The 14,138-nt window shown below is 66.9% G+C and carries 15 protein-coding genes; 4 read left to right on the top strand and 11 right to left on the bottom strand.

Annotated elements, in window-relative coordinates; genetic code table 11:
• Positions 1 to 120 precede the first annotated feature (120 nt).
• The 3 genes from VNS22_RS03615 to VNS22_RS03605 are packed head-to-tail and all read right to left on the bottom strand — an operon-like array spanning position 121 to position 1,812.
• Complete coding sequence (locus VNS22_RS03615; protein WP_325729701.1) at positions 121 to 609, bottom strand: glycosyltransferase; 489 nt, start codon at positions 607 to 609, stop codon at positions 121 to 123.
• Positions 610 to 625: 16 nt separating this feature from the next.
• A complete protein-coding gene (locus tag VNS22_RS03610; protein ID WP_325729699.1) occupies positions 626 to 1,081 on the bottom strand; it encodes a hypothetical protein in 456 nt (151 codons plus the stop codon).
• On the bottom strand, positions 1,078 to 1,812 hold the full coding sequence (locus tag VNS22_RS03605; RefSeq protein WP_325729698.1) for a nucleotidyltransferase domain-containing protein: 735 nt from the start codon (positions 1,810 to 1,812) through the stop codon (positions 1,078 to 1,080). The genes VNS22_RS03610 and VNS22_RS03605 overlap by 4 nt, the downstream gene beginning before the upstream one ends.
• A gap of 82 nt (positions 1,813 to 1,894) precedes the next feature.
• Here VNS22_RS03605 and VNS22_RS03600 point away from each other — a divergent pair, with 82 nt between their 5' ends.
• The gene (locus tag VNS22_RS03600; protein ID WP_325729697.1) at positions 1,895 to 3,082 is read left to right on the top strand and encodes an O-antigen ligase family protein; all 1,188 of its coding nucleotides are present in this window, start codon (positions 1,895 to 1,897) and stop codon (positions 3,080 to 3,082) included.
• A gap of 62 nt (positions 3,083 to 3,144) precedes the next feature.
• Positions 3,145 to 4,788 (top strand): AMP-binding protein, encoded by a 1,644-nt coding sequence (locus VNS22_RS03595; protein ID WP_325729695.1) that lies wholly within the window; start codon positions 3,145 to 3,147, stop codon positions 4,786 to 4,788.
• On the opposite strand, the gene VNS22_RS03590 is transcribed toward VNS22_RS03595, so the two are convergent.
• From VNS22_RS03590 to VNS22_RS03555, 8 genes are all read right to left on the bottom strand, one after another.
• Entirely contained in the window at positions 4,764 to 5,543 is a 780-nt protein-coding gene (locus VNS22_RS03590; protein ID WP_325729693.1) for an alpha/beta fold hydrolase, read from the bottom strand. The two genes, VNS22_RS03595 and VNS22_RS03590, sit on opposite strands and share 25 nt — an antisense overlap.
• Positions 5,544 to 5,578: 35 nt before the next feature.
• Positions 5,579 to 5,899: a hypothetical protein gene (locus VNS22_RS03585; protein ID WP_325729691.1), complete on the bottom strand. Its 321-nt coding sequence runs from the start codon at positions 5,897 to 5,899 to the stop codon at positions 5,579 to 5,581.
• Positions 5,900 to 6,048: 149 nt separating this feature from the next.
• Positions 6,049 to 7,902: a glycosyl hydrolase family 28-related protein gene (locus tag VNS22_RS03580; protein ID WP_325729689.1), complete on the bottom strand. Its 1,854-nt coding sequence runs from the start codon at positions 7,900 to 7,902 to the stop codon at positions 6,049 to 6,051.
• Positions 7,902 to 8,099: a hypothetical protein gene (locus VNS22_RS03575; protein ID WP_325729687.1), complete on the bottom strand. Its 198-nt coding sequence runs from the start codon at positions 8,097 to 8,099 to the stop codon at positions 7,902 to 7,904. The genes VNS22_RS03580 and VNS22_RS03575 overlap by 1 nt, the downstream gene beginning before the upstream one ends.
• A gap of 1 nt (position 8,100) precedes the next feature.
• Positions 8,101 to 8,424, bottom strand: a complete 324-nt coding sequence (locus VNS22_RS03570) for a hypothetical protein (protein WP_325729685.1) — start codon at positions 8,422 to 8,424, stop codon at positions 8,101 to 8,103.
• A 134-nt stretch (positions 8,425 to 8,558) separates the two neighbouring features.
• Positions 8,559 to 9,437 carry an ABC transporter permease gene (locus tag VNS22_RS03565; protein WP_325729683.1) on the bottom strand — a complete coding sequence of 293 codons (879 nt, stop codon included), beginning with the start codon at positions 9,435 to 9,437 and terminating at the stop codon, positions 8,559 to 8,561.
• Positions 9,437 to 10,378 (bottom strand): ABC transporter permease, encoded by a 942-nt coding sequence (locus VNS22_RS03560; RefSeq protein WP_325729681.1) that lies wholly within the window; start codon positions 10,376 to 10,378, stop codon positions 9,437 to 9,439. Before VNS22_RS03560 ends, VNS22_RS03565 begins: the two co-directional genes overlap by 1 nt.
• An 82-nt stretch (positions 10,379 to 10,460) precedes the next feature.
• A complete protein-coding gene (locus VNS22_RS03555; RefSeq protein WP_325729679.1) occupies positions 10,461 to 12,155 on the bottom strand; it encodes an ABC transporter substrate-binding protein in 1,695 nt (564 codons plus the stop codon).
• A gap of 256 nt (positions 12,156 to 12,411) precedes the next feature.
• On the opposite strand from VNS22_RS03555, the gene VNS22_RS03550 reads away from it, so the two are divergent.
• Positions 12,412 to 13,281: a fatty acid desaturase gene (locus VNS22_RS03550; protein ID WP_325729677.1), complete on the top strand. Its 870-nt coding sequence runs from the start codon at positions 12,412 to 12,414 to the stop codon at positions 13,279 to 13,281.
• A 514-nt stretch (positions 13,282 to 13,795) separates the two neighbouring features.
• A complete protein-coding gene (locus VNS22_RS03545; RefSeq protein WP_325729675.1) occupies positions 13,796 to 14,131 on the top strand; it encodes a hypothetical protein in 336 nt (111 codons plus the stop codon).
• Positions 14,132 to 14,138: the final 7 nt, after the last annotated feature.

The raw sequence follows: 14,138 nt of genomic DNA, 5'->3' as shown, positions 1-14,138 counted from the left end.
CACTCTGCATTGTCTCTTGGTTACCGCATTGACATCTTATTCCGACTGATGCGACCCGGCTGATTGTCCTCTGTGCCGGGTCGCGCTTTTTTTGCGTCGGACAAGGTGGAGCGAACCGCTCTAGGGACGCGGCCGGCTCAGCCAGTCGGCGAGGATCGTCGGCACATCGCTTGCCAGCCGATAGCTCCGGCGCTTCGGTCGGCCCAGCAGCTGTGACGCCAGTTCGGGCAGGTCCGCAGGCCGATGGCAGACGGCCAGTCCGTGCCTTGCGGCCAGCCGGAGCGCCAGGGGCGTCTGGTCGTTGGCCGGGTGCAGCGCGCTGGTCTCGCCCCGGCGGGGGAACAGGATGATCGGGACGCCCGCGCGCATCGCCTCCCCGACGATCCCCATGCCTGCATGGCACACCACCAGCCGCGCCGCCTGGAAGCGCGTCACCAGCTCGACATGCGGCAGGAAGCGCTGCCAGTCCATCCGCTCCGGCACGTAGCGCGACTGGCCGATCTGGGCGAAGCCGGGCAGGCCGAGTGCCATGCAGGTCCGGTCCGCGGCCTCGACCAGCGCATCGAAGCCTGCGATGAAGGTGCCGACCGCGGCTACCAGCATCGCCATGGCCTCCCGCGCGGGCTCACAGCAGCGGTCCGCTCGCCAGCACCGCGCGTGGGAATGCTGCCAGCTTCTCCGGCCAGGGCACCACGAACAGGTGGCAGAAGGGATAGACCAGCCGGCCGGTGAGCGACGGCTCCAGCGTGCCGCCGGTTTCCACGAACACCACCTCGGCACCGAGCAGCCGGCCGAGGATCAGGGTCGGTACCGCGACGTCCGCACCGGTGGACAGGATCAGGGCCGGGCGCTCCTTGAGCAGCACCCGGAGCGACTGTGCCAGGTTGAGCAGCGTGCGGCCCGGCCGGCGGCGTGGGTGGCAGATCAGGTGGATGCGTTCACCCGGTGCGGGCGCACGCCCAGACGCGAAGGTGACATGGTAGAGGTCGGTGAACCGGATTCCAGCAGTGGCCCGTTCCAGCTCGGCCAGGTGGCCTCCCGGCGAATAGACCCAGCAGGTACGGCGCGTTTCCACCATCATGCCGGCCGTCCATCCGGAGCGGCGCCGGCCGGCTGGCTGAACCACACGGCCCGGTCCGGGAACGCCCGGTGCAGCCGACCCCCAGCGTCCTTCACCACCAGCAGCGGCTCGTCCTGGTCGAAGCGGCGCAGGGCTTGCGGCGTGTCGTAGGCGTAGAGGTCGAGCGGCACGCCCCGGACCAGTGACCGGCTGCGCAGGCGCAGGAGCAGCCAGTTGGTCCGCCACCAGCCGAGAAGACCGGGTGGGAACACGAGGCGCAGGTCAATGTCGGAGCGATCATCTGCCCTTCCACCCCGGGCGCGCGAGCCGATGAAGGCCGCCTCCGTCAGCCAGGGCAGCCGGGCGATCTCGCGGGCGAGGTCGAGGGTCGTCCGCTCGATGCACAGGGCCCGGCCGCGATAGGCCCGGCAATAGCGTGCGCAGACCCAGAACTGGCCGTTGAGCAGGAAGTTCACGCTGTGCCCGGCCAGGACGCCGGCAGCTCCGGCCAGGGGTGCCGGCAGGCCGGCCAGGCTGAAGGGACCGGCTGCCGCGAGCGCCAGCAGGGCACCCAGGCCGATCCGGAAGGCCAGCTCCTTTGCCTGCATGCCGCGCATGCCCTGGAACCCCCAGTTGATCGCCAGGATCACCAGGCAGCACTGCAGCAGGTGGCCGAGCCATGCGGCACCCGGGCGGATCGGGAAGTTCTTGCGCTTGGGCGGCGCCATCGAGCTGGCAGCTGATCGGTTCATGCGGTATTTCTATCATTAGTTGAAATTCTGTCGAGCGGACTCTATTCACAAGGCCATGCCGTCCCCGACCCTTCCGCGTCGCATGGCCCTGACCCTGCTGGTGCTGCTGGCCGGCCTGGCGATGCTCAGTGCCGACCAGGCCGAGCGCCTGGCCCTGACCGGGCTGCGCATGCCGGTCTTCCTGCTCGTCTATCTGCTGCTGGCGGGTTTCTGCCTGGCAGTCCGGCCACGGCTGGATCCGGACGAAGCGGCCGCACCGGCCATCCTGCTCCTGCTCGTGGCGGTGATCGCGCTGCTGGACCTCCAGGGGCAGGTCGATCCGCTCGACTACAAGCTGCTCCTGCCGGTCCTGGCCCTCCTGATCGCGGGACCCGTGGCGGCTACGCTCGGGCCTTTGGACCTGCCGGTCCTGCTCTGGCGCCTCCTGGCCCTCTATGTCCTGGCGGCTTCGTTGGGCGTGCTGGTTCTCGGCCCCGAGGAACTGGCGCGCGGTGCTGACGGCGTGAGGCGGATCGATGCCTCGGGCTCGCTGGTCACCCATGGCAGCATGTGCGTGCTGGCGCTCGGCCTGAGCGCCATGACCTGGTCCCGTGCCGGCTGGTTCGGCCGGGTGCTGCGCGTCCTGGTCTGGAGTGCGGGCGGGCTGCTGCTGCTGGCCGCCGCCACCCGTACACCCTTCCTGGTGCTGGCGATCGCGGCCCTGCTGGTCCTGACCACCAGCCGCCGGCGCGGCCGCTGGCTCACGGCCTGCCTGCTGCTGGCTGCTGTCGGCGCGTTCGTCTTGCTGCTGCACACCCTGCTGATCGATGCGTCGCTCTGGCGGCGGCTGACGGCCGACGGTCCGGCCGAATGGTCGACCGGCCGCACCGTGGCCATCGCCGGCTGGCTGGAGCGCGCGGGCGATCATCCGCTGGGCATGGGGCTGGGCACGGTGCGTGCCACGCTCGCCGAGGGCAAACCGTCCCTGGACGGCGAGGCGATCCTGGACTGGCCGCACAACGAGGCGGTGCGGCTGTGGGTGGAAGCCGGGCCGGTGGGGCTGGCCTTTCTCCTGGTCCTGCTGGCGACCCTGCTGGCACAGGCGGCCCGGGTGGCCCGGCACCATCCCGATCCCGCCGCCCGCGGCCTGGCTCTCCTGCTCGCGGCGGACGCACTCGCGCAAAGCATGTGCCAGAACTGGCTGAACAGCGTCTACCATGCCACTTTCATGGTGCTGGCCCTTGGCCTGCTCGCCCGGCAGGGCCGGGTGTTGGCCGAACATCCCGCCTGACACCGGCGCCGGCTGCGGCGTAGGTTTCTGCAGGAAGGGGGGAGCCTCGTGGGGAGACGTGGATGACCGCGCAGCGCGGCGGGAACCGAGTCTATGCGCGCGATCTGGACAGGGTGCGCGCGAACCATCAGGCTCTGACGCCGCTGGGGTTCCTGGACTGGGCTGCCGACGTGTATGGCAGCCGCACGGGCTGCATCTACGGTCCGGAGCGTTGGAGTTGGTCCGAGATCCGCCGCCGCTGCCGCCGCCTGGCCTCGGCACTGCGCGGGCTGGGGGTGAGGCCGGGCGACACCGTCTCGGTGCTGCTGCCCAACGTCCCGGCCATGTTGGAATGCCAGTTCGGCGTGCCGATGGCGGGGGCAGTCCTGAACGCCCTGAACGAGCGGCTGGATGCCGCGACCCTCGCCGCCATCCTCGCCGACGCCGAAAGCACGGTGCTGATCACCGATACGACCTATGCTCCGGTGGTGCGCGAGGCGCTTTGCCGGCTGGCACGGCCGATCCTGGTGGTGGACCTGGTCGATCCGGCGGAAGCCGGTCAGGCACTGGGCCAGCTCACCTATGGGGAACTGCTCGACCAGGGCGACCCCGAGGCAGCGCCAGTGCCTCCGGCAGACGAATGGTCGCCCATCTCGCTCTGCTACACCTCCGGCACCACCGGCCCGCCCAAGGGCGTGGTCTGCCATCATCGCGGCGCGTACCTGAGCGCGTTGGGCAGTGCGCTGATGCTCGGGCTGCGCGCGGACAGTGTCCATCTCTGGACGCTGCCTATGTCCCACTGCAGCGGCTGGACCTTGCCCTGGGCGGTCACTGCGGTCGGAGGCATCCATGTCTGCCTGCGACGGCCCGAGCCGGCACGGATCTTCCGGCTATTGGCGGAGGAGCAGGTCACGCATCTGTTCGCGGTACCGTCGGTCCTGAGCATGCTGCTGCATTGCCCGCGCGAGGTGCTGGCGGCACTGTGCCGCCCGGTGGAGGTGCTGGCTGGCGGTGCCGCCCTGCCGGACGTGGTCATCGAGGCCTTGGAGGCAATGGGCTTCCGGGTGATCCATACCTACGGGCTCGCCGAGGCACAGGGGCCGGTCATGTTCTCGGCACGGCAGCCGGCCTGGCAGGACCTGCCGGCACCCGAGCGTGCCCGGATGATGGCCCGCCAGGGGGTGCGCTCCGCGATCATCCCGGAGCTGCAGGTGGCCGATCCCGTCACTCTGCGGCCGGTGCCCAACGACGCCGCCACGCTCGGCGAGATCATGCTGCGCGGCCACACCGTCATGGCCGGCTACCTCAAGGATCCGGACGCCACCGCAGAAGCCTTCGCCGGCGGCTGGTACCATACCGGTGATCTGGCCGTGGTTCATGCGGACGGCTATGTCGAGGTCCGCGACCGCGCCCAGGACATCATCGTGTCGGGCGGCGAGCATATCAGCTCGCTGGAGGTGGAGCAGGTGCTCCAGCGCCATCCGGCAGTGCTGGAGGCGGCGGTGGTGGCGCGCCCGGATCCCGTGTGGGGCGAAGTGCCGTGCGCCTTCCTGATGCTGAAGCCGGATGCCAAGCGGCCCGACCCAGCCAAGCTGCTGCGCTGGCTGCGCCAGCAGCTCGCCAGCTACAAGCTGCCGCGCCGCTTCGTGTTCGGCACGCTGCCCAAGACCGCGACCGGCAGGGTGCAGAAGAACGAGCTGCGTCAGCGCGCCCGGCTGCTCGACTGAAGACCCTTCAGGAACGGCACCACGGCCGCCGCGAAGGCGGCCGGCTGCTCCAGCATCATCATGTGCCCGGCACCCTCGATCCGGGCGAGCCCGGCGCCGAGTGCCGCGGCGAGCTCGGCACCCCGGGCGGCCGGCGTCATCCGGTCCCTGGCACCCGTCACGACCAGCGCCGGCATGGCCAGGGGCACCGGCTCCGGCCGGGCGGCGTCGCAGGCGCGCAGGTCCCGGGCCAGCACGCCCGGCCGCGACGCCGCCAGGAGGGCCATGCCGCCGCCGGCCAAGCGGATGCCGGGCGTAGCGGGTGCGGCGAGCCGGCCGGTCGGGGCGACGGCGAAGGTGGCGATCATCCGTGCCGCCTTCGGCAGGTCGTGCAGGGCCGCCTCGATCAGGACCGGGTTGACCGGCATCCTGGCGGCAGCACCCGCCAGCACCAGCCCAACGCAGCGCGCCGGCTGGCGCAGAGCCAGCTCCAGCGCCACCAGCGCACCCATGGAATGGCCCACCAGGCAGGCCCTGGCGATGCCCATCTCGTCCAGCACGCCTGCGACGAACGCGGCATAATCCTCGATCGAGTCGCAGCCAGGTGCGGCCGAGCGGCCGTGGCCCGGCAGGTCGAGCGCCAAGCTCGGGACCGGGGGCAGGTCGGGATCGCGCGCGGCCAGCATCCACACGGTCCGGTCCATGCCGGCACCATGCAGCCAGACGATGGGGACTTCCCCGCCCGCCCGTTCCAAACCCTGCTGCTCCTGCGCCATGCCGTGCTCCCTCTCGGAGCCGCATTCTGGCAGGCTCAGAAGGTGATGTCGCTCCCGGGTGCCTGGCCGATCGAGAGGTCGAGCGCGTTGACGTTGCCGCCAAGGGTGATCTGGTAGCTGGCCGCGCCGATCCCGCCGTTCAGCGTGTCGTTGCCAGTTCCGCCCAGCAGGCAGTCATTGCCGCCAAAGCCCATGAGCTTGTTGTGGCCGGCAGCGCCATGCCGGACGTTGGCAGCGGCACCACCGCGGGTCACGTTGGCCATGTTGTCGCCGATGATGTCCACCATGTGCTGGGTGGATGCCCCGGAAAGGGTGAAGGTCCGATTATCGTCAGTGATCTGGATATACAGGGTCATCCCGGTCCTCTTACCCAATCCAAAGTCATCAAAATTCATACAATCAACTTGTAGGAGAATAACTGGACGAGGCAATCGTTCTGGCGCCATCCTGCGGCGGTGTGTGATGACCCGGGGCGGGACCGGTGCTCGCCCCGGGGGCCGCTCCCTCAGACCAGCCGGGTGCGTACCAGGGTCGCCGTCACCCAGCGCAGCACCAGGGTCTGGCCGTCGGCGCTGGTGGCGGTCGGTCCCTCGATGACCACGCCGCTGGCGGGGCTGAGCGTGACGATGCCGGCACCGACCTGGCCCACCGAGGTCTCGCAGTAGATGCGCCGCCCGGAGATCACGTTGGTGCCGCCTGGCGGCTTGGTGCCGGAAGCGCCAGGCACGGCCGGCAGGGACGGCACCGTCACGGTCTTGGCCGCGGCACCGTTCATCTCGACCCGGTCCCCGACGTCGGCCGGAACCAGCGTGTAGGTCGCGCCGGTCTGCTCGTTGACCGCGACCCAGCCCTTCATCCTGCTGTCCTGCAGCCGGTGCCAGCTCCCCCCGGCCCTCAGGTACAGGCCCCGGTCATAGGCCGGGTTCCAGCCGCCCGAGGTCGGATTTCCGTCCGCGAAGACCAGCATGAAGTCGGTCTGCATGGGTGGTGCGGCAGTGCGCTCGTTCATGTGCAGGACCGGCTCTACCGTCACCTTGCGGATGTTGGTGTCGCCCAGATACAGGGTCGCGTCGTAGGGGGCGGTGAGCCCGTCCACGCCACAGGTGATCCGCGAGTTGTTGCCAGTGGCAGGCGCGCCGAACTGGATATAGGCAGAAGCGCCGCGGTCGACGCGCAGGTTGCCGCCTTGCTCGGTGGCACGCACCACCGGCGTGCCGGTGGCCGAGCTCAGCCACATGCCGCGCGGCAGCATGGTGTCGCCATCCGCAAAGCTCGCGGTGAGTGCGGGGAAGTTGTCGCAGCCGAGGAAGCTGCGGTGGCGCACCGCACCCGGCACCGTGGCGTTGTTGTCGGCATAGGCAGTGGCCGGGCTCGTGCTGTTGGCCAGGAAGAAGGTGCCGAGCCAGGAGTTCACCTCGCTCATCGCGACCGCCGTGCCTTCCTCGAGCACACCGGTGGTGAGCGATTCCAGATCGACCGAGACGAAGGTCAGCCGGCGGGCGTTTCTGATATGGATGCCGGTGCAGCCGGTCTGGCCGGGCGCCACGATGTTCGCCTTGGCGACCAGCACGTTGTTGACGATGCCGGGCGAGGCGGCCCCGCCCTCGAAGAACAGGCCCTTCAGGTTCGGGCCGCCCAGCTTGATCGAGACCTGGCGCATCGAACCGTCGCCATAGTTGACGGCAGTACCAGTCGAGTTGCGCACCCAGATGCCGTTGCCGGTGAATGCGTCGGCGGCATCGCCCCAGGCCAGCAGGTCGACGATCGACCAGTCGTTGGCCCGGTCCAACTCGATCGCCCAGGCCTGCGGTCCGCCGCCACGGAAGCGCAGGTCGCGCCCGATGAAGTTGTTGCCGACCACCTTCAGCGCTGCCGACTGCGCGGTGGCGCGCAGGGTGAGGCCCAGGCCGATGCAGGTGCCGTCGGTATATTCGGCCGTCCCGGCGGCGAAGCTAGCGCCGAAGAACAGCCCGATCCCGTCATGGTCCAGGCGCAGAATCGAGCTGTCGCGGCCCTGGCCCACGATCGCGGTGCCGTTCGGGACCTGCACGGGTGCGGTCAGCCGGTAGCGACCGGGCGGGACGCGGATCGTCCTGGCCCCTGAGGCCATGGCCAGCTGGAATGCTGGGCTGTCGTCCGTGGCATCATCGCCCTTCGCACCAAAATCCTGTACCGAGACATCCTCGCGCAGCTTGCCGGGCAGGGTGCGCGTCACGGCACCGGGCCCTGCCGCCTTGAAGGGCAGGGCATCCAGCGTGGCGCGGCGGGTGAGGCTGCCGCTGGCGGTCGAGACGACGATCCGGTCCGCTTCGGTCAGGGACGTCACCGCATCCAGCTCGTGGATCTGGCGGTTGGCCATCAGGAGTTCTCCCAGACGAGGTTGTTGCCGGCCTCGTCGACCAGCGGGTCGCCGCTCGCAGCCAGCAGGAAATTGGTCTCGACGACGGGTGGCGGCGGTGGGGGCGGGGGAGGCGGCGGCGAAACGGGCGGCAGCACCTCGGCGGAGATCTGACCCGAGAACGCCAGGGCCTGGGCCAGCCCCAGGCGCAGCGCCATCTCAGGTCCGCCCGATCACATAGGCCTGGCAGGTGTCGCTCTCCGCGACCAGGGCCACATGCCGGGCATGGCCCGGCATGGGCAGGTCCAGATAGACGCCCGGGTGCAGGTAGGGGCTGGTGGCCGCGTCTGCGGTGACGGTGGCATCGCCCAGCTCGAAGCGGACCGGGCCGGTCGCGATCAGGCTGATCACCGCGACATCGGCGGCGAGCGCGGCACTGCGCACCGAGGCGGTGCCGACCGTGAGCTTCTGCGTGCCGCGCGGCACGAAGCCGAGGATCGCGATCGGGTGCCCGTTATCGTCCAGAGGCAAGAGGGTGCTCATGATCAGGACCTCGCAACTCTTCTGCTCGTAATCCTAACGATCCGAGCAGAAGTGCTTATATTCCTATCATATGGCCAAGGCAAGAGCGCGAGGACAGTGTTCCTCGCGCTCTTGGATAGCTGGTTGCGCTCGCCTCAGTCCTTGAGCGCCAGCTCGCGAATCCCGTCGGCCAGGAGGTTGAAGCCGATCACGAGCGACGAGATCGCCGCGGCGGGGATCAGCGCCATGTGCGGGTAGACCGACATCAGCCCGTACGTGTCCTTGACCATGCCGCCCCAGTCCGGATCGGGCGGCGGCAGGCCCAGGCCGAGGAAGCCCAGCACCCCGATGGCGATGATCGTGTAGCCCATGCGCAGGCAGGCATCGACGATCAGCGGCCCGCGCGCGTTCGGCAGGATCTCCACCGCCATGATGTAGAGCGCCGATTCGCCCCGGATCTGCGCCGCGGTCACGTATTCGCGGTTCTTGATGTCCAGCGTCAGGCCACGGACGATCCGCATGATCTGCGGCGTGGCGGTGAAGGTGACCGCCAGCACGATGTTGAGCGCCGAGGCGCCGAAATTCGCGATGATGATCAGGTAGAGAATGATCACCGGGAAGCTCAGCACGATGTCGGCCAGGCGCGAGAACACCGTGTCGACCCAGCCGCCGAAATAGCCGGCCAGCAGCCCCATGGTGCAGCCGATCAGATAGGCCACCACCACGGCGACCGGTGCCACCAACAGCACGGTACGGGCACCCCACATCACCCGCGAGAGCAGGTCGCGGCCGAGCATGTCGGTGCCCAGAAGGTGCTCGCCGCCGGGCCTGGGGTTGGCCAGCGCCATGAAGTCCTGGGCGTTGGGGTCGTAGGGGGCGGCGAACGGTGCGATCAGTGCCACCACGACCCAGAACAGCACCAGCGTGGCCCCTGTCACCGCCACCCAGGAATGGCGCAGCGCCAGCAGCTTGCTGAGCAGGCCCGGCGGCTCGGCGGGAGCGCGGATCTCCAGTTCGTCGGGTACCGTGGCCATCACGCGATCCGGATGCGCGGGTTAAGGAGCATGTAGCCGATGTCGCCCGCGACCTGAGTGGTGACCGCGATCGCGACGGCGACCAGGGCACCCGCCTCGATCAGTGCCACGTCCTTGTTCAGCGCGGCCTCCAGCATCATCCGGCCGAAGCCCGGATAGGCGAACACCGCCTCCACCACCACCACGCCGGTGATCAGGTAGTTGATCTGCAGGAGGATCACGGTGAACGGCGCGATCAGCGCGTTGCGCAGCGCGTGCTTGCGGATCACGTCGCGGAAGCTCAGTCCCTTGAGGATCGCCGTGCGGATATAGGGGGCCAGCATCACCTCGATCATCGAGGCGCGCACCATCCTGATCACGTAGCCGGCATCATAGAGCACCATGACCATGACCGGCAGCACCAGCTGGCTGGCGATGCTCCAGCCACTGCCGGGATCCAGGGTCGAGGTGCCGGGCAGGACGCCCAGCCAGATAACGAAGATCGACGACAGGAAGGCACCCAGCGCGAACTCGGGCAGGGAGGTGCAGATGATCGCCGCCACCGAGACGCCCCGGTCCAGGAGCGAGCCCTCCCGCATCCCGGCCAGCACCCCGAACAGGATCGAGACCGGCACGATGATCGCGAACGCGATCGCCGCCAGCATCGCGGTGTTGGCCAGCCGGTCCCGGAAGATCGGTGCCACCGGCTGCTTGTACAGGGTCGAGTAGCCGAGATCGCCCTGCAGGATGTTGCCGGCCCATTCGAGATAGCGGACGACCACCGGCCGATCCAGGCCCAGCTCCTCCGTCAGGATCTGGACCTGCTGCTCGGTGGCATAGGGGCCGAGCGTCTTGCGGGCGACGCTGCCGGGTGTCCATTCGGAAACGGCGAAGATCAGGAACGAGGCGACGATGATCGTGAATGCCATCTGGCCGAGCCGGCGCAGGACGAAGTTCAGCATCGTCGTTGCTATCCGCGAGCGAGGTTGCTGCTACCGGGGGAGGCGGAAGGCGGCCCGCTCGGGACCGCCCGGTCGGGCCGGTTCACGCCTCGTTGAGATAGAGCTCCTCGCCGAAGATATAGCTGGTCGGGTGCTGCTTGAAGCCGCCGACCTTCTTGTCCCAGAAGGTGAACATGCCCCGCCATAGCGGGATCACTGCCGGGCCTTCCTCGAGCATCAGCTCCTCGATCGGCACCATGGCCTGGCGCCGCTCCTCGACGTCCAGGATGCCCTCCGCCACCGCGAGCAGCTCGTCGAACTTCTTGTTCGACCAGTGCGACTCGTTCCATGGCACGCCCGTGCGATAAGCCAGGCCCAGCACCATCACCCCCAGCGGCCGGTGGGTCCAGGCGGTGAAGCCGAACGGCACCTTGGTCCAGTTGTCCCAGTAGGCCGAGGACGGCATCACGTTGATCTTCACGTTGATGCCGGCCTGCTTCCACATCTCGGTCATCGCCTGCACGGCGATCAGTTCCCAGGCCGGATCCTGCTTGCAGGAGATCTCGGCCTCGATGCCGTTCTCGTAGCCGGCATCGGCCAGCAGCTTCTTGGCCCCCTCGATGTCCTGCTGCATCAGCCCGATATCGGCATATTCGGGATGGACCGGCGCCACGTGATGGTGCTCGCCGGGCGCGCCGATGTTGAGATGGGCCAGCTGCAGGAGCTTGGGCGTGTCGATCGCCAGGCGCAGCGCCTTGCGGACCCGCGCATCGTCGAACGGCTTGATGGGATGGACCCGCGCCACGCCGGTCTGGGCGGAGGTCACCTGGTAGAGTTCCAGATGCGGCATCTGCTTCAGGACCTCGTACTGGGTCACCGAAGCCTCGTACATCCCGTCCGCCTGTCGGGACGCCATCGCCGCCACCTGCGCCGACGCGTCGTCCCCATGATCGATGAAGTGGAGCTCGTCCAGATAGGGGCCCTCGCCCCAGTAGCCCTCGCGTGCCTTGAACACCGCGCGCTTGCCGGTCTCGATCACGGCCGGCTCGAACGGGCCGGTGCCGGGCGAGCCCACGCCCCACTTCCCGTTGTCCTCCGGCCAGAGCATGAAGGCCGGATAGTGGAACAGGTTCTCCGGCACCGCCATCTGTGGGCCCTTGCCGTTCAGGACGATGGTGAAATCGTCCTTCTTCTCGATTGCGTTGGCGTCCCAGTAGTCGGTCGTCATGACCGGGTTGCCGTTGGCGTCCTTCTGGCCGGTGTCCTTGTCCTCGACCAGGAAGCCGCTGAACAGGCCCAACACCGACGAGCCGGTGGCCGGATCCAGCATGTGCTTGAGGTTCCAGATGGCGTGGTCGGCCACGAAGGGCTCGCCGTTCGACCACTTGACGTCCTTGCGCAGCCGGAGCGTCCAGGTCTTCAGGTCGTCGGAAGCCTCCCAGTTCTCCAGGAGCCATGGCACTGTAATATTGTCGATGCCGGTACGGGTCAGGTAGTCATTGCACTGCCGGACCGAGTTGCTGTCGTACACCCAGGAGAAAATGTGCGGCGTCGACAGGTCCGGGATGCGGATCGACACCCGGACGATGCCGCCCTTCTTGGGTGTCGCGTCCTGGGCGCGGGCCTGCGGGACGAAGCCGGGTCCGTCGATCCTGCCGACAATGCCGTAGGCGGTGGCCGCCGACAGGCCGAGCAGCGTCGAGGTCCGCAGGAACTCGCGCCGGTCGACCTTGCGCTGCTCGTACTGATCGACGAGCTTCGGGATGAACGGATGAATCCTGTTCTCACGATCGGCCATGAAATCCCCCGTATCGTTAGGATATGCCGGTCCGGATCGCGGATCCGAATCGTCCCCTGCGAACCGTATCGGTTCCAGCCTCCCTGTCAACGCGCTGACACTGCCCTCGTCTTGACGGTGCTGCCTCTTCTGCTGCGACATGAATTTCGGTAGAACAGGTCATTTCCCGTAATAAGGACCGTCCATGGCGAATTCGCTCGAGCAGGCTTCTACTTCCCGGTTGATCAAGTCTGAATTGATTGCTTCTGAAGGTTGGATGTCCTGGGCGAGCGTCGCCGGCACCTGGATTGCCTGGCTGACCTTGACCTGGTTTGCCACGGCAATTCCCTGGTGGCTCCTGCTGCCCTGCGCTGCTTTCACCATGGCGCTCTACGGCTCGCTCCAGCACGAGGCGCTGCACGAGCTGATGACGACCAGGCGCTGGCTGAATCATGTGGCGGTCTATCCGCCCTTGAGCCTCTGGCTGCCCTATCCGGTCTATCGTGCCTCGCATCTGGCCCATCACCGCAAGCTGCATCACCTGACCGATCCCCACCGTGATCCGGAAAGCTACTATGTCCCGGCGGAGCGCTGGGCCACGCTGCCCGGCTGGTGGCGCCAGATCCTGGTCTTCAACCATACCCTGCTCGGCCGGCTGACGGTCGGCCCGTTCCTGATCGTGGGCCAGTTCCTGCGGTACGAGGCGCTGGCCCTGCGGCGCGGCGATCGTGCCAACCTCGCATACTGGCTCTGGCATGTGCCGTCGGTGGTGCTGGTGCTCTTCTGGGTGACGGAGGTCTGTGGCCTGCCGTTCTGGCAGTACCTGCTCCTGTTCGTCCTGCCCGGCACCTCGCTCGGCCTGGTCCGCTCCTATTGCGAGCACATCGCGCATGAGACCCCGGAGGAGCGCACCGCGCTGGTCGAGGCCGGCCCGCTGATGAGCTTCTTGTTCCTCAACAACAACCTGCACTACGTGCACCACAAGCGGCCGGACCTCCCCTGGTACGCGATCCCGCGCTACTACCGCGAGCACCGCACCCTGCTGCGCCAGGAGAACGGCCATTACGTCTATGACGGCGGCTACCTGGAGGTCTTCCGCCGCTTCCTGTTCACACCCTTCGATCTGCCCAAACACCCATTCATATAGTTGCTGGGCAGCCTTGAAATTCTTGCTTTACATGTGCTGCGGCACACTACAATGGTTGATATGCGAAAACGGGGTAATAGAGCCAGATAATTCGAAGAAAATCTGCATCAGTATTGGGAGGAACCTTGATTGGTTTATGTTTGATGACGGGTATTGTGCCGTGCGTTGTTGCGGATGAAAAGCAGTCGAGCAAGACTCGTGTGGATCAGTGTTGGTAAGATCCTCGATCGCGCACGATATCAGCATTGAGTGTGCCTGATAAGGCAGTCGAGTTCGTCTACAGCTGCGTCTATGGGGTGTGGATCCTATTGTTTCGGAATCTCCAGAAAACAAAACAGAAGATTGTATTTCCGGAAGGGCTATGGAAAATTTTCGCGATCTGACGGAGAGGGTTGCTGTAGTGGATTGCCTCATGAAGCTCCATTGATATGGATGGCTTCTTTTCGGGCTGTAAATAATATTCTTATGACCCCGTTCGCGAAAATTACTTCAAGATTTACGCTAGGAGAGTAGGTTGCTGAAGAGGAGATATGGCGGTTCGGCAGGAATGCAGATCGGCATGATGCTAGCGCTGTTGCTGTTCCAGGTTGCGTCGATTCCATCTGCCGAAGCGGCAGATGAGGCAAGAATGGACGCGTGTTATGCAGATCCCAGGGAAGAAGCTTTGTATAATCTAGGCCTCTCCAGCAACAGGCAAAGTTTTTTATGGGTTTGCTTCGAGGGTAAAGTGGAGCCGCTCGACGAGAGTGCCTGGGACAAAGTCAAGCAATGTGCGGCTAATGCTAACGAAGAAGCATCGAAAGATTACTTGGAAAGTAATCCTATATTTCAATGCTTAATGAAGCTTTGACGTTGCT

The organism is Geminicoccus sp. (assembly GCF_035556675.1).
In the GTDB taxonomy this organism is placed as follows: Bacteria; Pseudomonadota; Alphaproteobacteria; order Geminicoccales; family Geminicoccaceae; genus Geminicoccus.
This window is presented reverse-complemented; position numbering and strand designations above follow the sequence as displayed.

Bases quoted from the DNA above. Each gene is read 5' to 3' on its own strand.
- VNS22_RS03590 (WP_325729693.1), bottom strand. From the start codon at position 5,543: ATGGCGCAGGAGCAGCAGGGTTTGGAACGGGCGGGCGGGGAAGTCCCC.
- VNS22_RS03600 (WP_325729697.1), top strand. From the start codon at position 1,895: ATGGCCCTGACCCTGCTGGTGCTGCTGGCCGGCCTGGCGATGCTCAGT.
- VNS22_RS03570 (WP_325729685.1), bottom strand. From the start codon at position 8,424: ATGAGCACCCTCTTGCCTCTGGACGATAACGGGCACCCGATCGCGATC.
- VNS22_RS03560 (WP_325729681.1), bottom strand. From the start codon at position 10,378: ATGCTGAACTTCGTCCTGCGCCGGCTCGGCCAGATGGCATTCACGATC.
- VNS22_RS03555 (WP_325729679.1), bottom strand. From the start codon at position 12,155: ATGGCCGATCGTGAGAACAGGATTCATCCGTTCATCCCGAAGCTCGTC.
- VNS22_RS03550 (WP_325729677.1), top strand. From the start codon at position 12,412: ATGTCCTGGGCGAGCGTCGCCGGCACCTGGATTGCCTGGCTGACCTTG.
- VNS22_RS03610 (WP_325729699.1), bottom strand. From the start codon at position 1,081: ATGATGGTGGAAACGCGCCGTACCTGCTGGGTCTATTCGCCGGGAGGC.
- VNS22_RS03595 (WP_325729695.1), top strand. From the start codon at position 3,145: ATGACCGCGCAGCGCGGCGGGAACCGAGTCTATGCGCGCGATCTGGAC.
- VNS22_RS03575 (WP_325729687.1), bottom strand. From the start codon at position 8,099: ATGGCGCTGCGCCTGGGGCTGGCCCAGGCCCTGGCGTTCTCGGGTCAG.
- VNS22_RS03585 (WP_325729691.1), bottom strand. From the start codon at position 5,899: ATGACCCTGTATATCCAGATCACTGACGATAATCGGACCTTCACCCTT.
- VNS22_RS03605 (WP_325729698.1), bottom strand. From the start codon at position 1,812: ATGAACCGATCAGCTGCCAGCTCGATGGCGCCGCCCAAGCGCAAGAAC.
- VNS22_RS03580 (WP_325729689.1), bottom strand. From the start codon at position 7,902: ATGGCCAACCGCCAGATCCACGAGCTGGATGCGGTGACGTCCCTGACC.
- VNS22_RS03615 (WP_325729701.1), bottom strand. From the start codon at position 609: ATGGCGATGCTGGTAGCCGCGGTCGGCACCTTCATCGCAGGCTTCGAT.
- VNS22_RS03565 (WP_325729683.1), bottom strand. From the start codon at position 9,437: ATGGCCACGGTACCCGACGAACTGGAGATCCGCGCTCCCGCCGAGCCG.